The sequence below is a fragment of the Arthrobacter sp. TmtSoilC51 genome, from assembly GCF_055388015.1.
The window spans coordinates 1,882,679-1,909,166 of sequence record NZ_AP035877.1; the positions used below are offsets into that span (position 1 = coordinate 1,882,679).

Consider the following 26,488-nt stretch of genomic DNA (forward strand, 5'->3'; position numbering starts at 1 on the left):
CGGATGGCCAGACTTGATCAGGAACTCGTCACGCGTGGGCTGGCGAGGTCCCGGACGCATGCTGCCAAGCTCATTAGCGACGGCAAGGTGAGTTCGGGTGGGGTTGTGTTCGCCAAAGCGGCCCAGCAGGTGGACGCCGATACGGAGCTGGACGTCCAATCCCACCTCGAGGACATTTACGTGAGCCGGGCCGGGCACAAGTTGGCGGGCGCGCTGGCCGCTTTTCCTGGGGTCGAGGTAGCCGGCCGCCGGTGTCTCGACGCCGGTGCCTCCACGGGCGGCTTCACTGACGTGCTGCTTCGCCAAGGTGCCGCGCAAGTGGTGGCGGTGGACGTCGGGCATGGCCAACTGGTGCCGCTCCTTCGGGATGATCCGAGGGTGGTGGTCCATGAGGGGCTCAATGTCAGGTATATGACGCCGGAGCAGATCGGCGGCACCGCAGCCCTGACCGTCGCAGACCTGTCCTTCATTTCCCTGACGTTGGTCCTGGGGCCGCTTGCTGCTTGTACGGAACCTGGTGGGGACCTTGTCCTGATGGTCAAGCCGCAGTTCGAAGTGGGCAAGGAGCGGCTGAGCCGCACAGGTGTCGTGTCATCGGAGCATGAACGACGCCGGGCGGTGGCCCAAGTGGCCCGCGGTGCCGTTGATGCCGGGCTGGAACTTCACGGCCTGGCGGCCAGTCCCCTGCCGGGCCAGGACGGAAATGTTGAATACTTCCTGTGGATGAAGCGCAGGATGTCCGCGGTGTTGCCTAAGATCGAAGAGCGGGACGAGGACGTTGCTGCGTTGATAAAGAACCTCTGGCCGAACGACTAGAAAGCAGAACCCGATGAGCAGGCATGTACTTGTCCTTGCCCACACAGGGCGGGAGGAATCGCTCCGCGCAGCGTGGGATGCCTGTACGCAACTGCACTCGTCGGGCCTGGTTCCGGTCCTCCAGAAGTCAGAATTGGCAGACGTTGAGCGCTTCTTTGGCGCCGTGGACACGCCCATTGAAATCCTCCACGACGACGTCAGTTTGGAAGACGTGGAACTGGTCATGGTCCTGGGCGGCGATGGAACAATCCTGCGCGCTGCGGAGCTGGTCCGCGAGGTGGACGTTCCCTTGCTTGGCGTCAACCTGGGCCACGTGGGCTTCCTTGCGGAGAGCGAACGTGCTGACCTGGCTCAGACGGTTGAATGGATCGCGAGCCGCCAGTACACCGTTGAAGAACGCATGACTATCGATGTCCAGGTGTGGATCAAGGGCCAGAAGATCTGGCACACGTGGGCGCTGAACGAGGCCGCTATTGAGAAGGCCAACCGGGAACGCATGCTTGAGGTCGTCACTGAGGTGGATGAACGGCCGTTGACGTCGTTTGGTTGTGACGGGGTGGTCCTTGCGACGCCCACAGGATCAACAGCGTACGCGTTTTCCTCAGGTGGACCGGTGGTGTGGCCTGAGGTGGAGGCGCTTGTTATTGTGCCGATCAGCGCCCATGCCCTTTTCGCGAAGCCTTTGGTGGTCTCTCCGCGTTCCAAGCTCGCCGTGGAAATCATGAACCGGACGGATGCCTTAGGTGTCCTTTGGTGCGATGGCAGGCGCTCCGTTGATTTGCCTCCTGGAGCCCGTGTTGAGGTGACGCGCTCTGCCACGCCGGTGCGGCTCGCACGGACGCACAGGACACCTTTCTCGGCACGGCTTGTGCGCAAGTTCCAACTCCCCATCCACGGCTGGCGCGGTCCGGCTCCCCGGTCAGGGGAAGTCCACACCGGTCCCATCCCGGTGATCCGAACCCTTTCACCGGCGCCCTTGCCGACTCCCCGGGAAGCGGGTAGCCCCCGGGACGCCGAAACCTCCCAAAACCCGGGGCACGGTGAGCCATCCGACCCCACGAATGCGAAGTGAAGCATGCTTGAAGAACTCCGAATCCGTGATCTCGGCGTCATCACCGATGCCGCCCTGCCGCTAGGTCCTGGCCTCAGCGTCGTTACCGGTGAAACGGGTGCCGGCAAGACGATGGTGGTGACCGCCGTCGGGCTTCTCCTGGGTGCCCGTTCGGACGCGGGCGCCGTCCGCAGCGGCGCCAAATCGGCCTCCGCCGAGGCAGTCTTGAAGCTTGATCCAGCCCACAGCGCAGTGGAGCGGGCCAAGGAGGCTGGCGGTGAGGCCGAGGAGTTCGACGGCGTGGCCGAGCTCTTGCTGGCGCGCACCGTTGGTGCCGATGGCCGGAGCCGGGCTTACGTGGGGGGACGGGCGGCACCTGTGGGGGTCCTGGCCGAACTTGGCGAGAGCCTGGTTGTGGTGCACGGCCAGTCGGACCAGATCCGGCTCAAGAGCGCGACTGCACAGCGGCACGCCCTGGATCGCTTCGCTGGTGCACCGCTGGCCAAGGTCCTGGGGGAGTACCAGGACATGTACAACCACTGGAAGTCAATTCAGGCCGAGCTGGAGACCCTTCGCAGCGAGGCGCGGGAACGCCTGCGTGAAGCGGAGTCGCTGGACGCGGCACTCAAAGAGATCGATGACGTGGATCCGCAGCCGGGTGAGGACGAAATCCTCAAGGCGGAGGCTGTAAAGCTCGCCAACGTTGAGGAGCTCCGGTTGGCAGCGGCAGCCGCACATGAGTCACTCATTGCAGAGGAATTCGGCGATGCCGGGGATGCCACGTCAATGGTCGACGCAGCCAAGCGGACTCTTGAGCATGTTGCAGATCACGATGAGGAGTTGGGTGCTGCCGCAGCCCGGCTGGCTGAGGTCGGTTTCCTCCTGAACGACATCGCTGCTGAGTTGTCCAGCTACCAGGCTGCGTTGGACACTGAAGGCCCTGAGCGGCTCTCCGAAATCGAGGAACGCCGGGCCGTCCTGGCCAAGCTGATCCGCAAGTATGCCCCAAGCATCGATGAAGTGCTGGAGTGGGCTGCCACCGCCCGGCTGCGCTTGGATGAACTGCAGGACGATTCCAGCCGCATCGAATCCCTGGACGCTGAGGTTGCGTCTTCGGAGGCGACCCTCCGCAAGCTGGCTGCCGCGATCAGCAAGGCCCGGCTCAAGGCAGCCAAGGACCTCTCAGCCCGTGTGAGCGCCGAACTGAAGGCGCTGGCCATGGCGGACGCCACGCTGGTCATCCACGTCGAGGACAACGGCTCCCTGGGCCCTTGGGGCACTGACGAGATCGCCTTCCTCCTGCAGCCGCATTCCGGCGCTCCTGCCCGTCCGCTGGGCAAGGGGGCATCCGGCGGTGAGCTCTCACGCGTGATGTTGGCCATCGAGGTGGTGCTCGCTGCCGTGGATCCTGTTCCTACGTTTGTTTTCGATGAAGTGGACGCAGGCGTCGGCGGGCGTGCCGCCGTCGAGATTGGCCGGAGGTTGGCGATGCTGGCCCGCCATGTCCAGGTCCTGGTGGTCACGCACCTGCCGCAGGTTGCCGCGTTCGCTGATCAGCACATCCGCGTCACCAAGACGTCGGTGCGCGGCGCCGACGGTAAAACAACCACCGGATTTACCTCCAGCGACGTTCAGCTCCTGGGCGACGACGAGCGGGTCAAGGAGCTTGCCCGCATGTTGGCTGGCCAGGAGGACTCGGAATCTGCCCAGGCACACGCACAGGAGTTGCTGGACGACGCGAAATTGCTTCCCCAGAAGGCCTAGGATTTTGGTGGGATCGGAGTAAGTGCCGGACTGCGAGCACTATCACATCGGTGCACTTGCTCCCGCCCGGCTCTTGATTGCAGGCATGGTCTTGGGCAACTATTGACCATTTGGGGAATCCGGACGGACGCTTGGAAGGCGTAATTGATGATAAGCTCGAATTCCGTGGTGCAGCGATCAAATTCCCGTGTAAATTCCCGGTTCCCGGGCTCGTCCAAGACGACCAAACACATCTTCGTCACCGGTGGTGTGGCGTCCTCGCTCGGTAAGGGTCTGACGGCTTCCAGCCTCGGCCACCTGCTGCGGGCACGCGGTTTGTCTGTAACTATGCAGAAGCTCGATCCCTATTTGAACGTGGATCCGGGCACGATGAATCCCTTCCAGCACGGCGAAGTTTTCGTGACTGATGATGGCGCCGAAACCGACCTCGACATTGGACACTACGAGCGCTTCCTCGATGAAAACCTCGAAGGTTCGGCCAACGTGACAACTGGCCAGATCTACTCCACGGTCATCGCCAAGGAACGCCGTGGTGAATACCTCGGAGACACCGTTCAGGTCATCCCGCACATCACGGATGAAATCAAGCGCCGCATGCGCCTTCCCTCCGAAGGCAAGAACGCTCCGGATGTCATCATCACCGAAATCGGTGGCACCGTGGGCGACATCGAATCGCAGCCCTTCCTTGAGTCGGCCCGCCAGGTGCGCCAGGACATCGGCCGGAACAATGTCTTCTTCCTCCACGTTTCGCTGGTCCCATACATTGGTCCTTCCCAGGAACTGAAGACCAAGCCTACGCAGCACTCCGTGGCAGCCCTGCGTTCCATTGGTATCCAGCCCGAAGCCATCGTGATCCGTTCGGACCGCGAAGTTCCGGATGCCATGCGTGAGAAAATCGGCCGCATGTGCGATGTCGACATCGACGCCGTGGTCAACGCGGCCGACGCACCCAGCATCTACGACATCCCCAAGACGTTGCACTCACAGGGACTGGACTCCTACATCGTCCGCGCCCTGGACCTGCCGTTCAAAGACGTCGACTGGAGCAAGTGGGACAAGCTGCTTGAGGCTGTTCACAACCCTAAGCACGAGGTCGAAATCGCCCTGGTGGGCAAGTACATCGACCTCCCGGATGCGTATCTCTCGGTCACCGAAGCACTCCGCGCAGGTGGGTTCGCCAATGAGGCCAAGGTCAAGATCCGTTGGGTTCCCTCGGACGAGTGCGAAACCCTCGCCGGTGCCACCAAGTCCCTTGCCGGCGTCGACGCTATTTGCGTACCGGGCGGCTTTGGTATCCGCGGCCTCGAAGGCAAGCTGGGGGCGTTGAAGTTCGCCCGTGAATCCAAGCTCCCGGTTCTGGGCTTGTGCCTGGGCCTGCAGTGCATGGTGATCGAATACGCCCGGAACGTAGTTGGCCTTGAAGGCGCCTCGTCCAGCGAGTTCGAGCCGGACTCCAAGTACCCGGTCATCGCCACCATGGAAGAGCAATTGGACATTGTGGAAGGCAAGGGAGACCTCGGCGGCACGATGCGCCTGGGCCTCTATGAGGCCAAGCTGGACGAGGGGTCCGTCGTCGCAGAGACGTACGGCACCACTTCAGTGAGCGAACGCCACCGCCACCGCTACGAGGTCAACAACAAGTACCGTGAGCAGATCGCGGCGAAGGGCCTCGTCTTCTCGGGTACCTCGCCTGACGGCAAGCTTGTTGAGTACGTTGAGCTTCCCCGCGAAGTGCACCCATATTACGTTGCTACGCAGGCACACCCGGAGCTTAGCTCCCGCCCGACGCGCCCTCACCCGCTTTTCGCGGGCCTCGTGAAGGCAGCCTTGGAGCGGCGTGAAGGTGCCGTTGTGGGAACCAAGACCGGTGCCAGCGCGGTAGCTGCCAAGTAACGCGGTGGCTGCCAACTAAACGCAAACACCACTAACGAAGGACGGCGCGATGCCCGGCATTTCTGAAACCCCCAGCACCTCAAGGCAGGTTTCGGATACGCCGAGCCCGCGCCGTCTTTTGTCTACCAGCAAGGTCTACGAAGGCCGTATCTGGGATGTGGTCAGCGACGCCTTCCAGCTCAGCGAGGATACGGACACCCTGGTCCGTGATTACATCGACCACCCTGGCGCGGTGGCTGTGCTGCCTATGAACGTTGACGGTGAAATCCTGCTCCTGAAGCAGTACAGGCACCCCGTTGGTATGGACCTCTGGGAAATCCCGGCAGGCTTGCTGGATGTTGAGGGCGAGGACTTCGTGGTGGGCGCAGCCCGGGAGCTCGCTGAGGAAGCTGACCTTGTTGCGGCGACTTGGAATGTCCTGGTGGACTTCTTTAACTCTCCCGGATCCTCCAGCGAAGCGGTCCGCATCTATCTTGCCCGGGGGCTGAGCGATGTTCCCGAGGCTGACCTGCATGTCCGCACCGATGAAGAGTCAGAAATTGAGTTCCACTGGATTCCGCTTGACGACGCCGTGAAGGCCGTACTGGAAGGCCGCTTGCACAATCCGTCTGCGGTCCTGGGAATCCTTGCCGCTGCTGCCGCGAAGGCCGATGGCTTTTCCAGCCTGCGTCCCGCGGACGCGCCCTGGCCTGCGCACCCGAGCCAGCGCTAAGAATGGCCGAGGCCGCCACCCGCACCGCCAACGGCATTGATCGCGGAGTCACCGACTACCTTCAGCACGTCGGAGTGGAGCGTGGTCTGGCTGCCAACACCTTGGCTGCCTACCGCCGGGACCTTGCCCGATATTCGAACTTCCTGGCCGGCCAAGGTTTGGAACGGCCCGGAGACATCACGCGGCACCATGTCACCGCCTTCGCCCAAGCCTTGTCCGATGGATCCGATGGCGCTGCGGCCCTGGGCGTTCGGTCGGCAGCCCGGACCGTAGTGGCGGTCCGGGGGCTCCACAAGTTTTGGGCTCTTGAAGGAACCACGACGTCGGATCCCGCCAACGATGTCCACCCACCCATGCCGGGCAAACGGCTTCCGAAAGCCATCAGTGTGGGTGAAGTAACGCGGATCCTTGAAGCTGCAGGTTCGGATTCTGCGACGGGTTTAAGGGACCGGGCGCTGCTTGAATTTCTCTACTCCACGGGGGCGCGTATCAGCGAGGCCGTAGGGCTGGACGTCGACGACGTTTCCCTTGAGGATACTGGCGACGGGCCGGCGATCGTGAGGTTGTTCGGAAAAGGTTCCAAGGAGCGTTTGGTCCCCTTGGGCTCCTACGGTGCGCGCGCCGTCGGGGCCTATGTGGTCCGTGGCAGGCCGATGCTCGCTTCCAAGGGCAAAGGGACACCAGCGCTGTTCTTGAATGCCCGCGGCGGCAGGATCAGCAGGCAAAGTGCCTGGACCATACTGAAGACTGCTGCAGAGAAGGCCAACATCACCAAGGATGTTTCGCCGCACACCCTGCGCCACTCTTTTGCCACGCATCTTCTGGAGGGCGGGGCCGATGTACGCGTGGTCCAGGAGCTGTTGGGGCACGCATCGGTGACCACCACCCAGGTCTACACTTTGGTCACGGCCGATACCCTTCGTGAGGTCTACGCAGCTGCCCATCCCAGGGCGCTCGGCTGAGCTTGCGCTGAGCTGTATTCCGGTAGGCGCCAGCAGCTAGTCCAGCACGCTGAACGTCAATTCCACAGCATCCACAAACAGTGCCAGCAGCGACGTCCCCAAACCGGCCACGAGCAAAAGCCCGGGGTGGGCGAGTCCCACCACTACCCGTTTCAAGCGCGGACGCCCCTTGAGGAATTTCTTGGGTACCCGTGTTTTCAACGGTAATTGCCGCCAACCGCGTAGCCGCCGGAGGAACCAGGCGCACCGCACGATAAACGCCATCCACAGGACCGAGAGAACCAGCGGGACCGAAGCCAGCATGAGGTTGAAGCCGAGTGCGGTCACCTCTTTTTCGGAATCGCCTATAACGGATTGCACAGTTGTGGAGATGGAAGCACTCATCACCACCGAAGCGGCCCACACCATAAAGGCCGCCACCAGGGCTAGGAAGCGGACGAAAAAGTGGCCAAGGACGGTGGCGTCCACGGCCTTGAGGTGGCTGCGTGGCGTGGCATGCAGCACGGCCAGCGTGGACAGCAGCGTCGGCAGCGCAGCGGCGAGGACGAGTAGGTACCAGGTCCATCCAGCCAGGTTCACCACTTCATCAAGGACGATGAGTCCTGCCCACACCACTGTCCAGGCCCAGCCGGCGTAGAGCGGATGCGCAACCACCCAACCGGGCAGCCATCCGTCGCGCTCCGGTGCTGCTTTGGTGGGTGCCTCGGATTCGGCCACGGGGGCTGCACCCATATCGTCCGCGACGTGCGGCTTCACAGTGTTCTTGATGGCCGCTGCCTCGGCGTGCGCTTCGCCCCCACCTTCGCTCATGGGCTCACTGTAGCAATTGGACTGAGTGTGGCAATTGCGCCGAAGCAATGGCAGTCGCGGCACGGGAGATCGGGTTAAGGTAGGCAGCATGACAGCAGCCCATGTGACATTGTGCTTCCTCCTCCGCGACGGCGGGGACGGGGAGCACGTCCTCCTCGGCACCAAGAAGACCGGTTTTGGACGTGGGAAAGTGGTGGGCGTAGGCGGCCACGTGGAGCCTGGGGAGACCGCAATCCAGGCCGTCTGCCGCGAGGTCATGGAAGAAATCAGCGTGGTGGTCAACGCCGCGGACCTCATCCCGGCCGGCATCATTGATTTCGTGTTTCCTGCCAGACCTGAGTGGAACATGGCCACCACTGTGTATCTGACCCGTGCTTGGGAAGGGGAACCGTCTGAAAGCGACGAGATTGCGCCGGAATGGTTCCCCGTGTCCAAGTTGCCGGTGGAACGGATGTGGGCAGACGCCGAGCATTGGCTCCCCGCGATGATTTCCGGCCAGCGGATTGCAGTTCGAGTGGACTTGGCTGCCGATAACGAGAGCGTGGCCGAGGTCCACACCATCGATTGGGTTGCAACGGACTAGCCAACGGAGACTCACCCTCCGGGCTACTAGGTGAACGACGGCGGGCCGGTCGCCTTTCGGTGACCGGCCCGCCGGGGTAGCTGCTGCTATGGCGTGCAGAGGCACCAACGAGCTACGGCACGTGCCGCTCTTCGGGCCCGTTGTATTCGCTCAGCGGACGGATCAGCGAGTTGGAAGCAAATTGCTCCATGATGTGGGCTGTCCAGCCGGTGATCCTGCTGGCGACGAACAAGGGGGTGAAGGTCTGGGTGTCGAAGCCCATGAGGTGGTAAGTGGGCCCCGCGGGGTAGTCGAGGTTGGGCTTGATGGCCTTGGCCTCGTCCATGGCCTGTTCGAGGCCGTTGTAGAGGCCCAGGAGTTCGGGCCGTCCGTAGTGGGCGATCATCTTGTCCAGTGCGGCTTTCATGGTGGGCACGCGGGAGTCGCCGTGCTTGTAGACGCGGTGTCCGAAGCCCATGACTTTTTTCTTTTTCGCCAGGGCGTCTTCCATCCAGGCACGGGCCCGGACCGCGGCTTCCTCCATGGATTCTTCGCTGCGGATGCCGATCTCGTCGAAGGTGTGCATGACGGCTTCGTTGGCGCCGCCGTGCAGTGGGCCTTTGAGGGCGCCGATGGCAGCGGTCACAGCCGAGTGCAGGTCCGAGAGCGTGGAGGTGACCACGCGGGCCGTGAAGGTGGAGGCGTTGAAGGAGTGCTCCGCGTAGAGGATCATCGAGACGTTGAACGCCTCCACAACCTCCACTACTGCTTCCTCGCCGAAGGTCATCCAGAGGAAGTTCGCGGAGTAGTCCAGGTCTTCCCGCGGTTCGACCACGTCCTGGCCGCGCCGGCGGCGCTGGTCGTAGGCGACTACCGCGGGCATCGCAGCCCAGAGGTCGATTGCCTTCTTCATGTTGGCTTCTGGTGAGGAATCCTCAGCCAGCTCATGCCGGGCTCCCATTACCGAAGCTGCGGTACGGCAAACATCCATGGGGTGGGAGGTGGTGGGCAACGTGTCGATGACTGACTTGACCACTGGGTCAAGGGCACGCCCCGCCCGCTCGCGGGCAACAAATTCAGCCAGTTGGGCATCGTCGGGCAGTTCGCCGTTCCATAGCAGGTAGGCGACCTCTTCAAAGCTGCACTTGGCGGCCAGTTCCTGGACCGGGTATCCCCGGTACAGCAGGGAGTTGGTGTCCGGGTTGACCTTTGAGACCGCGGTGTAGTCCACCACGACGCCGGCAAGGCCCTTTTTGATGTCTTCAGCAGCCATGCTGAACTCCTTCGTTCATTGTGCAAGAGCCCCGTTAATCCGGAGTGCTTGCTTTCCCCTTGGTGATTCCCGGACCTAGCGGATGCCAGGGACCTGGAAGTTAAAAACGCCGGTATCGAACTGGTTGTATGCCTCGTAATCCACGAGTTCATAGAGGCGCGCACGCGTGAGCATGTTTTCCACTTGTGCCTCTTGGGTCCCCGCAGCCTTGATCGATTCCAGCGTACGCTCTGCAGCGCCCATGGCAATGCGGAGCAGGGTGACGGGGTAGATGACTATGTTCACGCCGACGCCTTGGAGTTGGTCCACGGTGAAGAGCTCGCTTTTGCCGAATTCGGTCATGTTGGCCAGGATGGGCACGTCCACGGCGTCGCGGATGGCTTGGAATTCGTCCAGGGTGGCCATGGCTTCGGGGAAGATCGCGTCGGCGCCTGCGTCGACGAGGGCTTTGGCGCGGTCCTGGGCGGCGTGGATTCCTTCGACGGCGCGGATGTCGGTGCGGGCCATGATGAGGAAGTTCGGGTCCCGGCGGGCGTCTGCTGCAGCGCGGATGCGTTTGGTGGCGGTGTCGAGGTCGACGACGTTTTTGCCGTCGAGGTGGCCGCAGCGTTTGGGGTTGAATTGGTCTTCGATGTGGCAGCCGGCCAGGCCCGCGTTTTCGAGTTCCTGGATGGTGCGGGCTACGTTCATGGGTTCACCGAAGCCGGTGTCTGCGTCAACGAGTGAGGGCAGGTCGGTCATGCGGGCGATCTGCCCGGCGCGGGTGGCGACTTCGGTGAGGGTGGTCAGGCCGATGTCGGGCAGGCCGAGGTCGTTGGCGAGGACGGCGCCGGAGATGTAGACCCCGGCGAAGCCTTTTTCCTCGATGAGCCGGGCGGAGAGCGGGTTGAACGCGCCGGGGAATTGCTGCACGGTCCCGGAGTTCAGCAGTTCGCGGAGTTTGAGGCGTTTCTGTTCGGGTGTGGTTGTGGAGTACAGCATTTAGAACAGTCCCTTCGGAGCTGCTTCGAGGTTGATGACGCCGGGTGCTGCGGTGATGTTCAGCTGGTCCAGTTCGCCTGCGGCGAGTTCGGGGAGGCGTTCGACGGCGGTGAGGAACCGTTCGATTTCGGCTTCCTCCACCAACCCGGCAGCAAGGGTGCGGAACTTGTTGATGTACTGTTCCCGGGCGAACGGCCGGGCACCGAGCGGGTGCGCGTCGGCCACGGCGATCTCGTCCGTGATGATGGTGCCGTCGTTGAGGGTGATGACAACAGTGCCGCCGAAGGCTTTTTCTGCGATGTCCAGGGAGTGGTAGCGGCGGGTCCATTCCGGGTCTTCGACGGTGGTGACCTTGTGCCAGAGTTCCACGGTGTCCGGGCGGGCGGCGCGTTCGGGGGCGTAGGAGTCTACGTGGTGCCAGGACCCGTCCTGCAGGGCCACGGTGAAGATATAGGGGATGGAGTGGTCCAGGGTTTCCCGGGACGCGGTGGGGGAGTATTTTTGGGGGTCGTTCGCGCCGGAACCGATGACGTAGTGGGTGTGGTGGCTGGTCTTGATCAGAACCGAGGCCACGTTGGCCGGGTCGGTGGTTTCGGGGTGTTCGTTGTGGAGTTTGCGGGCGAGGTCGATCCAGGCCTGGGCCTGGTATTCGGCGGAGTGTTCCTTGGTGTAGGTGTCCAGGATGGCGCGCTTGGCTTCGCCGGGCAGCGGCAGGGGCACTTCGTAGGAGGCGTCGGGTCCATCGAGCATCCAGGCGATCACGCCGTCTTCGCCTTCGTAGATCGGCACGGGGGAGGTCTGCCCGCGCATGGAGCGGTCCACGGCTTCGATGGCCATCTTCCCGGCGAAGGCCGGGGCGTGGGCTTTCCAGGTGGAGATTTCGCCCTTGCGGGACTGGCGGGTGGCGGTGGTGGTGTGCAGGGCCTGGCCTATGGACTGGAAGATCGTCTCAACGTCCAGGCCAAGGAGCGTGCCGATGCCGGCGGCGGCGGACGGGCCGAGGTGCGCGACGTGGTCGATCTTGTGCTTGTGCAGGCAGATGGCCTTGACCAGGTTCACCTGGATCTCGTAGCCGGTGGCGATGGCCCGGACCAGGTCCTTGCCGGTGGAACCGACGTGCTGCGCGACGGCGAGGATCGGCGGGATGTTGTCCCCGGGGTGGGAGTAGTCCGCGGCCAGGAACGTGTCGTGGTAGTCCAGTTCCCGGACCGCCACCCCGTTGGCCCAGGCTCCCCACTCAGGGGAGACCCGGTCGGTGATGCCGAAAACGTGGGCGCCCTTGCCGTTCCCGGACGGGGCATGGGTCAGTGCCTGGGCGCGGGCTGCGATGATCGGTGCACGGTTCAACGACGCGATCGCTACCGAGGCGTTGTCGATGATGCGGTTGATCACCATGTCCTTCACCTCGGCGGTGACCTCGACAGGGTCAGCGGCGACCACGGCGATCTTGTGCGCCAGCTGCTCCTCCCGCGGGAGGTTCTCTTCGGACTTGTAAACACGGACGTGGTTGTTCTTGACCATGGTGCTCCTTCTGGTGGGACGGTTCAGTGCGCCCAGCGGGCGGCTTTGACGTGGGTAAGGCTGCGGTGCAAATGAAGTATGGTGGCGGCCTCGGCCAGCCGGGGATTCCCGGCGGCGATGGCCTCGGCAATGGCCGCATGCTCCGCGGCAGCAGCGTGGAGCCTGGCAGTGTCGTCCGCTGCCAGCCGGCGGACCCGGACCAAATGGACGCGCAGGCTCCGCATGGCCTGGGCAAGGTAGGAGTTGGAGACCGCAGCATCGATGGCCTCATCCAGCCGTCCCACCAACGCGTAATACTCGTGACGGGCAGGATCCTTCTCGCTGAGCAGCTCCGGCGCCTGCAGAAGCTGCGCATGCAGCTGGGCGAAAACGGCCGGCTCTCCCCGCTCAGCGGCCAGGGCCGCAGCCCTCACCTCCAGCGTTTCGCGCAACTCGAACAATTCATCAATGCTCTCCAGCGAAATATCGGTCACGACGACGCCACGGCCGCCGGCCGCCGTCGTCAATCCCTCAGCACTCAACCGGCCCAACGCCTCCCGCACCGGCGTCCGGGACACCCCCAGCCGCTCGGACTGTTCCACCTCGGCAAGGACGGTACCTGGCCTCAGGCGCCACTCAATGATGTCTTCACGGAGAGCCGCATAGGCCCGATCACTGGCGCGCATGCCCTCAGTGTATACAAAACTATCGAAATAGTCACCAAAGTAGCCATATATATTGATCTGTGTATACACGCCTAGCGCTTGGCGACGTAGTACACGTTGAACGGATCTTCCTCGAGTTCTTTGACCTCTACGGCGCTGAAGCCAGCGTCACGGATCATGGCTGTCGCCAATTCCTTGCCCCAAACGGTTCCCAGCCCGTCACCGCCCTGCCCCAGGGAGACGGCCATGCAATGAAACGTGGAGATGGTGTAGAGGAAGGAAGCCCACGGCAGGCCAGCGTTCATTTCGAGGTTGCTGGAGGCGTTGATGTCCACCATGAGGAATGTTCCACCGGGCTTGAGCGCCTTATGGATGTTTTTCAGGACCTGGGCCGGGTGCGCTTGGTCGTGGATGGCGTCGAAGGCCGTCACGAGGTGGTATCGAGCTTCTTCTTCAAGCCGGGTGACATCCCTGGGCACGAACCGGACGTTTGGAAGTCTCAATGCTGCGGATTCGGCTCTGGCCGCCGCCAGCGCCTCGTCAGCAAAGTCATAGCCCGTGAAGCTGCTGCGGGGGAAGGTGGCGGCAAGCAGGTTCACCGCGTGGCCCTCCCCGCAGCCGATGTCAGCCACGGCGATCCCTGACTTCAAGTCGTCTTCGCAACCGGTCAAAGGGACGATCGCCTCCAGGAGCGAGGCGTCATTCACTGCCGCACTTTCGGAAGCCATAATGTGGTGGAATTGCGGATAGTCGCTGTAGCTTGTTCCACCTCCCTCCCGGAAAGCCCTGACAATCTTGGGGGCCACCTCACCCATCAGTGGGAGATACTGCAGCGTGCGCGCCAGGTTTTCCATTCCGGTCCCGCACAGAACAGGAACAAATTCAGGACGGAGGTGGTAGGTGGAATCGCCGGGTTCGAAGTCCACGAGTCCTGCGGTCGTCATCCCTCCCAACCATTCGCGAGCATAGCGCTCGTTCGCTCCGGCTGCATCCGCGACGAGCTGACTTGTCGCCGGGGGCAGGGAGGCAAGCGTCTCAAAGATGCCGGTCTGGTGCCCGACGGCAATAAGCAGTCCGATGGATGAGGTGTTCAGGATGTCTATCAACCTGCCGGCTGCTTCCTGGACAGCGTCCTGTCCCGCTTCTCCGAAAGTCGTTTCGGGCATCGTGGCGGTTTCATACTGCCCGGACTGGGTGCTTTCCATGGCTTTTCCTTGATCTTCGGGGACCGGTGGCTCCGGCCTGTTGCCCATATCCCACGGTAGATTCACGCCCCGACGGGCTTCTTCGGGCATTTTCTGCATTTTTTCTGCGGGTGTGGGGCGAACCATGCAGGGCCCCGTGGGGCGGCATCTACGATCCGGGTCGCTCCGGGATGCCGTGCTGGTGGGCCCAGGCGGCGGCGGCCGTCCGGGAGGTGACCCCGATCTTGGTAAAGATGTTCGCCAAATGACGTCCGGCTGTTTTCTCCGAAATGGTCAGCGACTTGGCAATTTGCCGGTTACTGGAACCAGCAAGGACGCAGCCCAGCACCTCCACTTCCCGGGAGGTTAAGCCACCCGGCTCCCGGGGAGGCGCCGTCCAGGAAATATGCTTGGCGCCGAGCTGGTTCCGGATGGCCGCCGCAGTAGCGCGTTCAGCCTCCGCGCGCCCAGTTTCACCCCGGGAAGCCCGGACAGTTGCCAGGCGTTCGTGGATCCGTGCCAGCTCGTATCGCATGTGTTGGGAGCGGTAGGTCTGTGCTGCGGATTCAAGCTCATTCATCGCCTCAGCCCAGCGACGCTCCTCCATCATCAAAGCACCCCGCGCATGATGGGCCCACGCCAGGAAGCCAGGGGTTCCGTAGAAAGCGGCAGTCTGTTCGAGTTCCAGGCAATGCGTGGCCGCCGCGCCGGGGTCCCGGGGAGCCAGCAACTCCACCAAGGGCAACAGAAGGCCCGCCCTCCCCAGGGTTCCACGATCCGCCAAGGCAGCCCGAAGGGCTTCCACTGCGGCGTCTGTCTTTCCTGCATCCGCGAGCAGCAAGGCACTTCCTGGTTGCGCATCCACGCCGAGTCCGCGGGCCAATGCAAACGCGGACTCGGCCCCGGCCACATCGCCCCGGCGTCGACGGATCTCTCCGAGCTCACAGTATCCGTCCGCGGCGATCCAGCCGTGGGCATTTCTGAGGCGTTCGGCTTCGTGGGGCATTTCGGCTTCGACCTGCCCCCAGTGGCCCTCCGTGCCGAGCAATTGAAGCTCGTGAACGCGCGATATGCCGCTGTACATGAAGGATTGGGAGAGGCCGGCGCACCAGGTGGCCAGCGCATCGGTCCAAGCCCTCATTCGCGCGAAGTCAGCCATCTCGTAGCAGAGGTGGATGATGGAGCAGTAGATGTCTCCGCCCCACTCAGCGGATACCTGGCCCGCGATCACCGGCAGCATGGCCTCGTCCAAGTCCTGGAAACCGCGTGCGGACTGTCCTGTCCGGACCGCTGCCAAGCCGGAGAGCATGTACCCAAAGCTGGCGAGCTCGGGTGAATCGTGCCGCCGGGTCATCTCCTTGAGGGACACCGAGGCCGCCAGTGCTGGGCGCGGATCACCTTCGAGGTTCATTGCGTCGTTGGCCTCAAGGTAGAGCAGATACCCGTGTTCGGGCACTTCGGGCATGTTCTCCAGCAGCCGCCGCGCCCGGTTGAGCCAGGCCGAAGAAACCGCGAGATTGCCACGGATGCCCCACTGCATGGAGAGCGTCAGTGCTGTCCGGGCCGGGGCCTGCGCCTGATGGTCGTTGTCCAAGCGATGGAAGATCTCTTCCGAGAGGGACATGGACCGTTGAACATCTCCCAGCCACCACGCTGAACGGGAAAGGATCTCAAGGTCCGGCAAGCTGAGCGGGGCGTCCTCGGATGCCAGTTCCAGGCTTCGACGCGCCACGTCCCATTCCCCACGGGCAAACGCATCGCGGGCCTTGGAAAGTTGCTGTAGCTCTTGGGACATGGGCTCTCCACGGGTTCGGGTCCAGCTTACTGCTGGACCCGTTCAATCGGGAGAAGGCTAACCCCGGTTCCAGCCGTACTCGTTCTCCGGACGTCCCGGTGTTCCGTAGCGCGGCGCCCTCGTAACCGTCCCGGCGTCGGCCAGGTACTCCAGATACCGGCGGGCCGTGACCCGCGACATCCCCAAAGCATCCATGACTTCACTGGCGGATACAGCTTGCTGCCGGGCGCGGACCAAATCCTTGACCGATTCCAGCGTTGAACCGGATAAGCCCTTGGGCAGTGGAAGTTCCGTCGGGGCCCGGAGACTGGCGAAGGCCTGGTCCACGTCGCTCTGCGAAGCTCCGGCCTTGGACTTGCCGGACACCGAGCCCGCCAATTGATCACGGAAAGTGCGGTAACTGTTCAGCTTGTCGGCAAAGGTCGCGTAGGTGAAAGGCTTGATCAAATACTGCACGACGCCGATTGAAACGGCGCTGCGCACGATGTTCAGTTCCCGGACGGCCGTGATGGCGATGATGTCGGCGAAGATTCCCGCCGAACGCATGCGCCGGGCAACATCCAGGCCGTGGAGGTCCGGCAGGTTCATATCCAGCAGCACCAGGTCCACTGGGGAGCCCGACGCCGCGAATTCGCCAAGGATGCGCAGGGCAGACTGACCATCCGGAGCCGTTCCCACCAGAGTGAACCCCTGGAGCCTGCCCACATAAATGGAGTGGGCGTCCGAAGCGATGGGCTCGTCCTCGACCACCAGGACGCGGATGTCTGTCATGCCTTCTCTTCCTGGGGAACGGTCGCGGGCAGCACAACATGGAACTGGGCGCCGCCTGGGTTGCTGATCGCCATAGTACCGTTCAACCGTTCGACAGCCTGCCGGACCAAGGCAAGGCCAACTCCCCGGCCATGGGCTCCGCGGGGATCATCCTGGGATGACTTGGTGCTGTACCCGTACTGCAACACGTCATCGATTGAATCAGGATCAATACCGGCGCCGGAGTCCCGAACGGTGAATTCAACCGCTGCAGTGCCGGCTTCAACGTCCAGTTCCACCCTTCGCGGCATGTCACCGGACGCCGCAGCATCAATGGCGTTGTCCAGGAGGTTTCCCAGAATCGTCACGAGGTCCTTGATTTCCAAACCACGGACCCCCGAGCTTCCGGACGTTCGAACCACCAGTTCAACCCCGCGCTCATGTGCTTCGGCGGCCTTGCCCATCACCAGGGCACTCATCACCGGTTCGTCCACGGAAGCCAGCATGTCGTCCGTGAGCTGCTGGCTGAGCTCCAGGTCCTTGGTGGCGAACTCCAGTGCCTGGTGCGTGCGGCCCAACTCAAGCAGGGAAACGATCATATGCAGCCGATTGGCATGTTCATGGGTCTGGGCCCGCAAAGCGTCTGAAAGTGTCTTCATGGTCTCCAGCTCTGTCCCCAGGGACTCAATCTCAGTGCGATCGCGAATGGTGGCCACTGTGCCGTAGACCGATGGTTTCTGCCGGCTGCGGGCAGGAACCGGACCAACGGCAGGGGCCTGGTTGACCACCAGGATCCGTGAACCGGTCAAATGGATTTCGTCGTGGGCTGGCCTGCCGGATTCGAAAAGCGCTCGCAGGCTCCCGTCGAAGGGGAGGTCGGACAGTTTGGGAGCCTCATCGGGCGAACGGTCGGCGTCGGAAGGTTCCAGCCCCAGCAACTCAGCGGCTTGATCGTTGTACATCACTGCTTTTCCGTGGGTGTCGATGAGGATCACGCCTTCGCGGACGGAGTGCAGGACAGATTCATAGTAGGCGAACAGCTGGGCGAGCTGTTCCGGACCCCAGCCGCGGGTTACGGATCGCAGGTAGCGTCCGAGCAGCCATGAGGCGATGGAACCGAAGAACAACACCACCAGGGCGATGCCGCCGATCACTCCCAGCCTTTCGGCGACATCGGTATCCACCGTCCTTACTGTGATCCCTGCCGCCACCAGGGCTTTGACGGTGCCGTCGGAATCCTTGACGGGCACGATGCTCCGGACCGAGGGGCCCAAGGTACCGGCGGTGACTTCGGTGAAAGTCTCACCCCGCAGGGCGGGCTCGATCGTGCCGATGTAGGGCTTGCCCAGCTCTTCGGGGCGGGGGTGGGTCCAGCGCGTCCGGTCAGGAGCCATGATGGTGATGAAATCCGCGTCCGCATCCTTCATGACCTCCAACGCATAGGGCTGCAGGGTTGCCGATGGGTCGGCAGTCGCCGCCGCCTGCAACACCAGTGGGTTGTTCGCAATGGACGTGGCGATGGCAAGCATCCGGCTGCCCGCGTCCTCGTATGCCCGGTCCCGTGCCTCCAGTACGGAGAACGCGCCGAAGACAGCCGTCAGCACCAGCACGAACAGCAGGTTTGCCACAAACAAGCGGCGGGCGATGCTCCAGCGATGAAACAAATAGGCCTCCCATGACCAATATGACCGCAACGGTGATGTGTGTCACCAATGGCTCAATGATGGATATCACACAAGGGCAGCGGATTGGACACAAGTGCAGGACCGCAGCGCCTTACACAGTATCCAGAAGGAGAATCCCATGACCTCTCAACGAGGAGAGTCGGCAGTAGCCGCCACCGGTGGACGCAGGGGGCTCGACAAGTCGCATTACCTGTACATCGCGGTCATCCTGGCCGTTGTGCTCGGTGCCGTGGTCGGCCTGATGTTCCCTGAGGTTGGAAAGTCCCTGAAGCCACTCGGGGATGGCTTCATCAAGCTCATCAAGATGATGATCGCCCCGGTCATCTTCTGCACCATCGTCCTGGGCATCGGTTCCATCGCCAAAGCTGCAACAGTCGGCAAGGTGGGCGGACTAGCACTGGGCTACTTCGTGGCCATGTCAACCTTCGCTCTGGCTATCGGCCTCGTTGTCGGCAACCTCATCCACCCGGGCGAAGGCCTGAAGCTGACTCCTTATGATCCCAACAAGAAGGCGGCCACGGACAGCACCGTGGACTTCCTCCTGGGCATCATCCCCAGCGATATTCCCGTCCTTCCCACGCTCCTTGCAGCCATCCTGGTCGGCTTCGCACTCCAGAAGATGGGTAAGCAGGGCACCCCCATCCTCACGGCAATCGGCCACGGACAGCGCCTTGTTTTCCGAATCCTCATCATGATCATGTGGCTGGCTCCCGTCGGCGCCTTCGGTGCGATCGCCGCCGTCGTTGGTGCCACTGGCGCCCAGGCAATCCTCAGCATGTTTACCCTGATGCTGGCCTTCTACATCACCTGCGCAGTATTCATCGTGGTCATCCTTGGCTCGCTGCTCCGTGCGGTGGCCGGCGTCAACATCTTCAAACTGATGAAGTACCTGGCCCGGGAATACCTCCTCATCTTCTCCACGTCCTCCTCCGAGGCAGCCCTGCCGCGCCTTATCGCCAAGATGGAACACCTGGGTGTCTCCAAGCCGGTTGTCGGCGTGACAGTGCCCACCGGCTACTCCTTCAACCTTGACGGCACGGCCATCTACCTGACCATGGCTTCGCTGTTCGTCGCCAACGCCATGGGCACGCCGCTGGACCTGGGCGCCCAGATCTCGCTGCTGATCTTCATGATCATCGCTTCCAAGGGCGCCGCAGGCGTCACGGGAGCTGGCCTGGCAACGCTCGCGGCTGGCCTGCAAGCGCACAAGCCCGAGCTCCTGGGTGGCGTGGGCATGATCGTTGGCATCGACCGCTTCATGTCAGAAGCCCGTGCACTGACGAACTTCACCGGTAACGCCGTTGCCACCGTTCTGATCGGCACCTGGGTCAAGGAAATCGATAATGCCCAGGTGGAGCGGGTTCTCTCCGGAAGCGAGCCGTTCGACGAGCAGACCATGATCGCCCACGGCGCCGAGGCTGCTCCAGAGACTGAAGCCCGGGACAAGGCAAGCATCTAGCAGGCTCAGCTTCGTACCGCACGAGGGCCGACACCCGATTGAAGGGTGTCGGCCCTCTGCCGTTCGCCGGGGAGTCCAAGTAATAAAGGCCCCGCGCTGGCAACCTTCGACCTCAACTAGAGGGTAAAGGCTCAAAGGGCAGCGAAAGTCAAGTTCCCCGAAATGCCGTGTCGGGCGCTGTAGCCTAGGTGGGTAGCAGCGCTGTATCCAGGGGAACAGCGGCAGGGAAGATCGTCGTCGAAAGAGTGGTTAGATACGTGAGCAGCGAACGGGGAACAGCTACGCTGGGAGACACCGAGCTCGATCTGGAAGACGCCATCATGGGGCCTACGGGCCGCCCTCACCGCGACTTCCCGGAACCGGCTCCGCTTGCCTCCCACGGCCCGGCCAGGGTCATCGCCATGGTCAACCAGAAGGGCGGGGTGGGCAAAACCACGTCCACCATCAACCTCGCAGCGGCGCTCGCGGAGTATGGGCGGCGGGTGCTCTTGGTGGACTTCGATCCCCAAGGTGCCCTTTCCGCAGGACTTGGCGCCAATCCGCACGAACTCGATCTCACCGTGTACAACGTCCTCATGGACCGCAAGGTGGATATCCGGGATGCTATCCAGCAGACCGGAGTTGACGGCGTGGACCTTCTACCGGCAAACATCGACCTCTCCGCTGCCGAAGTGCAACTCGTCAACGAAGTCGCCCGGGAACAGGTCCTTGACCGTGCACTCAAGAGTGTCGAAGACGACTACGACGTCGTACTGATCGACTGCCAGCCCTCGCTGGGCCTCCTGACCGTCAACGCGCTGACCGCCGCCCACGGCGTCATCATCCCGCTGATCTGCGAGTTCTTCGCACTTCGTGCTGTGGCCCTGCTCGTGGAAACCATCGAGAAGGTGCAGGACCGTTTGAACCCCCGGCTGCAGGTGGACGGCGTTCTTGCCACCATGTACGACGCCCGCACCCTGCACAGCCGCGAAGTCATCTCGCGCCTCGTGGAGGCTTTCGGTGACAAAGTTTTCGAGACAGTCATCAAGCGTTCGATTAAGTTCGCGGACGCTACAGTCGCCGCGGAGCCCATTACAAGCTACGCCGGCAACCACATCGGAGCAGACGCCTACCGCCGCCTCGCAAAGGAACTTATCTCGCGCGGCGGCGCACCGTAGCGAACCGCGTGGGACGGTCACTCGCCCCGCCCGCCGCGGCGGTCATACCGGAAGAAATGCCCGACGCCGGCTCCTCCGACGCCCGCAAGGCGGGCTTTGAGGTTCGGCTTGCCAACTTCACCGGTCCCTTCGACCTCCTGCTCGGCCTGATATCCAAGCACAAGCTGGACATCACAGAAGTGGCGCTGGCCACCGTCACCGATGAGTTCATCAAGTACATTCGCCGCCTCCAGGAACTGGGGGAGGACTGGGCGTTGGATGAGGCCAGCGAATTCCTGGTGATCGCTGCCACGCTCCTGGACCTTAAGGCTGCCCGGCTCCTTCCTGCCGGCGAAGTGGAAGACGACGAAGACATTGCCCTCCTCGAGGCCCGGGACCTGCTCTTTGCCCGTTTGCTCCAGTACAAGGCGTTCAAGCAAGTGGCAGGCCTCATCAGCGAAACGCTGGAGCAGGAAGGCCGGAGGTATCCGCGCCAAGTTGCATTGGAAGGACATTTCGCCGCATTGCTGCCCGAACTGGTGTGGCGGCACACTCCCGCACAGTTTGCAGAGCTTGCAGCCAAGGCGCTGAAGCCCAAGGACGTGGCGCCCGCAGAGGTGGATTTGGACCACCTCCACGCACCGCCGGTGAGCGTCAAGGAGCAAGCCGAGATCATCGGATACCGCCTGCAACTCGGGGCCCCGCTCTCCTTCCGCACACTGATAGCCGACGCCGAGACAACCCTGGTGGTGGTGGCCCGCTTCCTGGCCTTGCTGGAGATGTTCCGCGACCGTGTTGTGGCATTCGAACAGCCCGGTCCCTTGGCAGAACTGACTGTTAGGTGGACGGGGGACGTGGCCGAATGGGACAGCTCGAACCTGAGCGAAGAATACGAGGAAACGAGCGAAGGGAAAACCAGTGACTGAGCAGGACGTGGCCGCAGCCGGCCTTGCTGAGCTCGAAACCCTGCCCGGCGGGGCACGCGCAGCGTTGGAAGCCGTGCTCATGGTCATCGACGAGCCAGCCACCTCCGAAGAGTTGGCCGCGGGATTGAACGTAACGGTCGCCGTCGTCGAGGATTTGCTGCAGAACCTGCAGCGGGAGTATAGCGGCTATACTGTTAAAGCCCCGGACGTGGATGCTGTCGGCTTTGCCGTTGCCAGCTCTGCCCCCCGGGGTTTTGAATTGCGGAACGTCGCCGGTGGGTGGCGGATCTATTCACGGTCCGATTTTGCGGACATCGTGGGCAGGTTCGTCCTCGAAGGGCAGACCACCAGGCTCACTCAGGCAGCGCTTGAAACACTGGCGGTCATTGCCTACCGGCAACCGGTCTCCAGGGCCCGGGTATCCGCAATTCGAGGCGTCAACGTCGATTCCGTGGTTCGGACTCTAACCCAACGTGGTTTGATCGAAGACTCCGGAAACGATCCTGAATCCGGGGCTGTGCTGTATAGGACAACCTCCTACTTCCTGGAACGGATGGGCATAGGCTCGGTGGCGGAACTGCCCCAGCTCTCGCCGCACCTTCCGGGTTTGGAAGGGATCGACGAGTACTACGACGCCAGCCGGATGTAAGCCGGCACTCCAAGAGAACTACATACTGATTCACGGCACCGCACGGACGGTGCCACGGCAACAAGGGGCAGACGATGTCTGCCCGGCTGGCTAGTGTTGATTGCAGCACCGAATGCCGGCCATTACTACACAAGGACGGGTCATGACACAGGCGGGACGCCAGGGTTCACCACGTAACAGTTCGGGACGCAACAGTTCTGGACGCAATGAGGCAAGGGGCGGCACGGGCCGCTCCAACGCCGGCGGCTTCTCTGGCCGCGGCGGAAGTGCCGGCGCTGGAAAGCGCAATTTCAACCAGGGCGAAGGCCGTCCATTCAAGGCTGCGAAGCCCCGGGAAGCGGCCCCTTTCGATCCTGACAACCCCACGACCGCCGGCAGCTACGACGCCCGCCAGGCCGCCAAGCCGGCCAAGCCTTTCCGCAAGCCCGGCTCCAACAAGCCCGGCTATGGCAAGGCTCCCGGGACCCCCGGTGCGTTGAAGCCCAAGGCGAAGCCCGCCAGGCAGTACGGCTCAAAAGCCTTCGGCAGCGAACGCTTCGGCCAGAACCTGGGCCCCATCCGCAAGCCTGCCCGCAACCGCGGTCCGCGCCAGGAAGTCCCGCAGTCGGACCTTCACGATGTTGACGGCGTGCGCCTGCAGAAGGTCATGGCGCAGGCCGGCGTGGCTTCCCGCCGCGTATGCGAGGAAATGATCCTCGAAGGCCGCGTCGAGGTCGATGGCCAGGTCACCACGGAGCTCGGCATGCGGGTCGACCCCAAAACCGCCGTGATCCACGTTGACGGTATTCGCATCCAGCTTGATGAAACCCTCGTCTACATGGTCTTCAATAAGCCCAAGGGCGTTGTCTCCACCATGGAGGATCCCGAGGGTCGCCCGTGCATCAGCGATTTCCTGAAGAACGCCAAAGGCGAGAGGCTGTTCCACGTCGGGCGCCTGGACGTCGCCACAGAAGGCCTGCTTTTGTTGACCAACGACGGCGAACTCGCCAACCGCCTGACCCATCCTTCGTATGAGGTGCCCAAGACGTACCTGGTTCAGGTGCGCGGTCCGTTCCCGCAGGGCGTTGGCGCGCAGCTGAAGTCCGGCGTGGAGCTTGAAGACGGGCTGGCAACCGTGGACTCCTTCCGCTTGGTTGACTCCACCCCTGGGCACGTCCTGATCGAGGTTGTCCTGCACTCCGGCAAGAACCGTATTGTGCGCCGCATGTTCGATGCTGTGGGTTTCCCGGTAGAGCGTCTTGTCCGTGTCAAGATCGGCCCCATTGGCCTGGGAGACCAGCGCCAGGGGAGCATTCGCAACCTCGGCAGGCAGGAAGTCGGTCACCTCCTGGCATCCGTGGGGCTCTAGGGCATGTCGGCATTCCGCACGCACGGCCGCGGCCATCTTGATGGTCCGGTCGTGGTTCTTGGTACAGGCCTGCTCGGGGCAAGCATCGGCCTCGGCCTGCGCGGACGCGGCGTTCCGGTTTTCCTTTTCGATCCCTCGCCGACGAACCAGGCGGTCGCGGTAGACATTGGTGCAGGCCGGCCCCTGGCTGAGCTTGACGAGCAGCCTCAGTTGGTTGTGGTCGCCGCGCCGCCCGACGTGACGGCCGACGTCGTGGAGAAAGCCCTGGCGGACTACCCGTCCGCCGTCGTGGTTGACATCGCAAGCGTTAAGGCCACGATCCAATCCCAGTTGCGGGAGCGCGGCGTGGACCTGGCCAGGTACGTGGGGACCCATCCGATGGCCGGCAGGGAGAAGTCCGGGCCGGTTGCCGCCAGGGGCGAGCTGTTCACGTCCATGCCCTGGGTGGTTTGCCCATCCGAGGAAACGGACACCGTCGCACTGCAAACGGCACGTTCGCTGGCAGGGGACCTGGGAGCTATCGTCTCCCAGTTCACTGCCGACGAGCACGACGAAGCAGTGGCTTTGGTTTCCCATCTGCCGCAGATCATGTCTTCCCTCCTGGCGAGCCGTTTGCAGGGGACACCCCTGCATGCCCTTTCCTTGGCCGGGAACGGGTTGCGGGACACAACACGCATCGCTGCCAGCGATCCCACCCTTTGGGTACAGATACTGGGTGGCAATGCGGAAAAGGTCGTCTCCATCCTGCATGGCGTCCGAGAGGACCTGAATCGCTTGATCGGGACTTTGGAAGCGCCGCTTGCACCCGGAGCGCGTTTGGATCTCGCCCAGCTCATCAGTGAAGGCAACGCTGGGCAAGCCCGGATACCGGGTAAGCATGGTGGACCTCCGCAGGCGTATTCCTGGCTGACTATCCTCGTAGATGACAAGCCGGGCCAGATCGCGCAGCTTCTCACCGAAATTGGCGAGATCGGAGTGAACGTCGAAGACCTCCGGCTCGACCATTCGTCGGGTCAGAACGTGGGCATGGTGGAGCTCTCAGTCCTGCCAAGCAAGCACGACCTCCTTGTTGAAGCCTTGACCGATCGTGGATGGCGGGTACTCCAGTAATGACGCGTGAATTCTTTGGGCCGGAGACAGTCGCCCGCCCCGGCAAGCCGCTGGTGATCGCGATCGACGGCCCCTCGGGGTCCGGCAAGTCCAGCGTCAGCAAGGAAGTTGCCCGACGCTTGAAGCTGGCGTACCTGGATACCGGTGCGATGTACCGCGCACTCACGTGGTACTGCCTCAAAACAGGCCTCGACCTTCAGGACGGCGCCGCGGTGGAGCAGGCTTCCAAGGTCATGCCCTTGGAAATCAGCACCAGCACGGCTACCGAGTACGTGGCAGTAGACGGCACTGATATCACCGATGAAATCCGCGATCCCTTGATCTCGTCCTCCGTGAGCGCCGTCGCTACAACGCTGGGCGCCCGCACGGAGCTGATCCGCCGCCAACGCCAGCTCATCGACCAACATCACCACCGGATGGTGGTCGAGGGACGCGACATCACCACAGTGGTGGCTCCCAACGCCGAGGTCCGCATGCTCCTGACCGCGAGCGAAGAAGCAAGGCTCCGGCGTCGTGGTATCCAGTTGGGCGGCACACAGAGCAAGGAACAGCTTGCCGCACAGGTGACACAACGCGATGCCAAGGACTCCACGGTGGTGAACTTCACCCAGGCGGCCGACGGCGTCGTGACCCTCGATTCCTCTGACCTCGACTTTGAGGAAACAGTGGAAACAGCCCTGGCGATCGTTAGCAAGGTCATCTATGGCGACTAGTAACCAGCTTCCGGAGCTCCGCCTTCCAGCCAAGTGGACACGCATCTGGAGCCGTCCCGTCGGCTGGATCCTGGATCATGTCATCTACCGCACTGTCGTGGGGGGCAAGAGCAACATACCCGCTGCTGGTCCAGTGATCTTTGCCGGCAACCACATCAGCTTCCTGGACGGTCCAGTGATGTTCGGCGCTTCGCCGCGTCCCATGCACATCCTGGTCAAGAAAGAGATGTTCCGTGGATTCCTTGGGTGCGTCCTCAAGGGATCAGGGCAGATTCCCGTGGACCGAAGCGGTGACCGCAGCGCCCTGCACGTGGGCAAGCAATTGCTCGACGCCGGCCGTTGCGTTGGGATACTGCCCGAAGGTACCCGGGGGAGCGGCTCTGCCGACAGCATCAGCAACGGTGTCGCGTGGCTGGCTATTAATTCCGGAGCCACCGTCATACCCGTCGCGATCCTCGGAACCCGCAAGGACGATGAGCACCGCGACCATATTCCCAAACCCCGCCGCAGGCTGTATGTCAGCTTCGGAGAACCCCTCACGGTGCAGCGCCGGAAGGGCGAACCGGGGCGTGTTTCAATGGACAGGGCGGCTGCGGCAATCCGCGATGCACTGGCCGGACACGTCCAGGATGCAGTCAGGACTACAGGGCAGGGCCTTCCCCAGGAACCTCCGTCCGGACCATCCACACCGCAGCACCGCCAAACAGAAGTAGCCGGGACGCCGGCAGACCACCATTAAGGAAC

General features: G+C 62.9%; 24 protein-coding genes. 15 read left to right on the top strand and 9 right to left on the bottom strand.

All coding sequences use genetic code 11. The features are described from left to right. The first annotated feature begins 3 nt into the window (after positions 1–3). From ACZ5G6_RS08585 to xerD, 6 genes are all read left to right on the top strand, one after another. Positions 4–816, top strand: coding sequence for a TlyA family RNA methyltransferase (locus tag ACZ5G6_RS08585; protein WP_223936632.1), 813 nt, complete (start codon positions 4–6; stop codon positions 814–816). Between the two features lie 13 nt (positions 817–829). After that, the gene (locus tag ACZ5G6_RS08590) at positions 830–1,888 is read left to right on the top strand and encodes an NAD kinase (protein ID WP_223936633.1); all 1,059 of its coding nucleotides are present in this window, start codon (positions 830–832) and stop codon (positions 1,886–1,888) included. Between the two features lie 3 nt (positions 1,889–1,891). Further along, positions 1,892–3,631: a DNA repair protein RecN gene (recN, locus tag ACZ5G6_RS08595; RefSeq protein WP_498690767.1), complete on the top strand. Its 1,740-nt coding sequence runs from the start codon at positions 1,892–1,894 to the stop codon at positions 3,629–3,631. Between the two features lie 147 nt (positions 3,632–3,778). Beyond that, positions 3,779–5,524, top strand: coding sequence for a CTP synthase (gene pyrG / locus ACZ5G6_RS08600; protein ID WP_223936635.1), 1,746 nt, complete (start codon positions 3,779–3,781; stop codon positions 5,522–5,524). 49 nt (positions 5,525–5,573) lie between these two features. Beyond that, positions 5,574–6,236 (top strand): NUDIX domain-containing protein, encoded by a 663-nt coding sequence (locus ACZ5G6_RS08605; protein ID WP_223936636.1) that lies wholly within the window; start codon positions 5,574–5,576, stop codon positions 6,234–6,236. Positions 6,237–6,238: 2 nt separating this feature from the next. Then, positions 6,239–7,198 carry a site-specific tyrosine recombinase XerD gene (gene xerD / locus ACZ5G6_RS08610; RefSeq protein ID WP_223936637.1) on the top strand — a complete coding sequence of 320 codons (960 nt, stop codon included), beginning with the start codon at positions 6,239–6,241 and terminating at the stop codon, positions 7,196–7,198. 36 nt (positions 7,199–7,234) lie between these two features. Here xerD and ACZ5G6_RS08615 read toward each other — a convergent pair whose 3' ends face one another. Further along, on the bottom strand, positions 7,235–8,008 hold the full coding sequence (locus ACZ5G6_RS08615; protein ID WP_498690769.1) for a hypothetical protein: 774 nt from the start codon (positions 8,006–8,008) through the stop codon (positions 7,235–7,237). 88 nt (positions 8,009–8,096) lie between these two features. Here ACZ5G6_RS08615 and ACZ5G6_RS08620 point away from each other — a divergent pair, with 88 nt between their 5' ends. Continuing rightward, a complete protein-coding gene (locus tag ACZ5G6_RS08620) occupies positions 8,097–8,591 on the top strand; it encodes an 8-oxo-dGTP diphosphatase (protein WP_498690771.1) in 495 nt (164 codons plus the stop codon). A 112-nt stretch (positions 8,592–8,703) separates the two neighbouring features. Here the strand turns inward: ACZ5G6_RS08620 and ACZ5G6_RS08625 are convergent, their stop codons facing one another. The 8 genes from ACZ5G6_RS08625 to ACZ5G6_RS08660 all read right to left on the bottom strand — a co-directional run bounded on the left by ACZ5G6_RS08625 (position 8,704) and on the right by ACZ5G6_RS08660 (position 18,382). Continuing rightward, positions 8,704–9,843 (bottom strand): bifunctional 2-methylcitrate synthase/citrate synthase, encoded by a 1,140-nt coding sequence (locus ACZ5G6_RS08625; protein WP_223936640.1) that lies wholly within the window; start codon positions 9,841–9,843, stop codon positions 8,704–8,706. 75 nt (positions 9,844–9,918) lie between these two features. Next, on the bottom strand, positions 9,919–10,824 hold the full coding sequence (gene prpB / locus ACZ5G6_RS08630; protein WP_498690774.1) for a methylisocitrate lyase: 906 nt from the start codon (positions 10,822–10,824) through the stop codon (positions 9,919–9,921). Beyond that, a complete protein-coding gene (locus tag ACZ5G6_RS08635; protein ID WP_498690776.1) occupies positions 10,825–12,345 on the bottom strand; it encodes an MmgE/PrpD family protein in 1,521 nt (506 codons plus the stop codon). Between the two features lie 23 nt (positions 12,346–12,368). Then, entirely contained in the window at positions 12,369–13,010 is a 642-nt protein-coding gene (locus tag ACZ5G6_RS08640) for a GntR family transcriptional regulator (RefSeq protein ID WP_498690777.1), read from the bottom strand. Positions 13,011–13,081: 71 nt separating this feature from the next. After that, a complete protein-coding gene (locus ACZ5G6_RS08645; protein WP_498690779.1) occupies positions 13,082–14,194 on the bottom strand; it encodes a class I SAM-dependent methyltransferase in 1,113 nt (370 codons plus the stop codon). Positions 14,195–14,342: 148 nt separating this feature from the next. Beyond that, a complete protein-coding gene (locus tag ACZ5G6_RS08650; RefSeq protein WP_498690780.1) occupies positions 14,343–15,968 on the bottom strand; it encodes a LuxR C-terminal-related transcriptional regulator in 1,626 nt (541 codons plus the stop codon). Positions 15,969–16,025: 57 nt separating this feature from the next. After that, positions 16,026–16,739: a response regulator gene (locus ACZ5G6_RS08655; protein ID WP_223936645.1), complete on the bottom strand. Its 714-nt coding sequence runs from the start codon at positions 16,737–16,739 to the stop codon at positions 16,026–16,028. Beyond that, a complete protein-coding gene (locus ACZ5G6_RS08660; protein WP_498690783.1) occupies positions 16,736–18,382 on the bottom strand; it encodes an ATP-binding protein in 1,647 nt (548 codons plus the stop codon). The genes ACZ5G6_RS08655 and ACZ5G6_RS08660 overlap by 4 nt, the downstream gene beginning before the upstream one ends. A 139-nt stretch (positions 18,383–18,521) precedes the next feature. On the opposite strand from ACZ5G6_RS08660, the gene ACZ5G6_RS08665 reads away from it, so the two are divergent. The 8 genes from ACZ5G6_RS08665 to ACZ5G6_RS08700 all read left to right on the top strand — a co-directional run bounded on the left by ACZ5G6_RS08665 (position 18,522) and on the right by ACZ5G6_RS08700 (position 26,483). Further along, positions 18,522–19,862, top strand: coding sequence for a cation:dicarboxylate symporter family transporter (locus ACZ5G6_RS08665; RefSeq protein ID WP_223936647.1), 1,341 nt, complete (start codon positions 18,522–18,524; stop codon positions 19,860–19,862). Between the two features lie 257 nt (positions 19,863–20,119). Next, the gene (locus ACZ5G6_RS08670; protein WP_223936648.1) at positions 20,120–21,019 is read left to right on the top strand and encodes a ParA family protein; all 900 of its coding nucleotides are present in this window, start codon (positions 20,120–20,122) and stop codon (positions 21,017–21,019) included. Between the two features lie 8 nt (positions 21,020–21,027). Continuing rightward, on the top strand, positions 21,028–21,924 hold the full coding sequence (locus tag ACZ5G6_RS08675) for a segregation and condensation protein A (protein ID WP_498690786.1): 897 nt from the start codon (positions 21,028–21,030) through the stop codon (positions 21,922–21,924). A 79-nt stretch (positions 21,925–22,003) separates the two neighbouring features. Continuing rightward, a complete protein-coding gene (gene scpB / locus ACZ5G6_RS08680; RefSeq protein WP_498691815.1) occupies positions 22,004–22,573 on the top strand; it encodes an SMC-Scp complex subunit ScpB in 570 nt (189 codons plus the stop codon). Positions 22,574–22,715: 142 nt separating this feature from the next. Beyond that, positions 22,716–23,921, top strand: a complete 1,206-nt coding sequence (locus ACZ5G6_RS08685) for a pseudouridine synthase (RefSeq protein WP_498690788.1) — start codon at positions 22,716–22,718, stop codon at positions 23,919–23,921. A 3-nt stretch (positions 23,922–23,924) separates the two neighbouring features. Further along, the gene (locus tag ACZ5G6_RS08690; protein ID WP_498690789.1) at positions 23,925–25,031 is read left to right on the top strand and encodes a prephenate dehydrogenase; all 1,107 of its coding nucleotides are present in this window, start codon (positions 23,925–23,927) and stop codon (positions 25,029–25,031) included. Beyond that, positions 25,031–25,744 carry a (d)CMP kinase gene (gene cmk / locus ACZ5G6_RS08695; protein WP_216922906.1) on the top strand — a complete coding sequence of 238 codons (714 nt, stop codon included), beginning with the start codon at positions 25,031–25,033 and terminating at the stop codon, positions 25,742–25,744. The genes ACZ5G6_RS08690 and cmk overlap by 1 nt, the downstream gene beginning before the upstream one ends. Continuing rightward, a complete protein-coding gene (locus tag ACZ5G6_RS08700) occupies positions 25,734–26,483 on the top strand; it encodes a lysophospholipid acyltransferase family protein (protein ID WP_223936653.1) in 750 nt (249 codons plus the stop codon). Before cmk ends, ACZ5G6_RS08700 begins: the two co-directional genes overlap by 11 nt. The last annotated feature ends 5 nt before the right edge of the window (positions 26,484–26,488 follow it).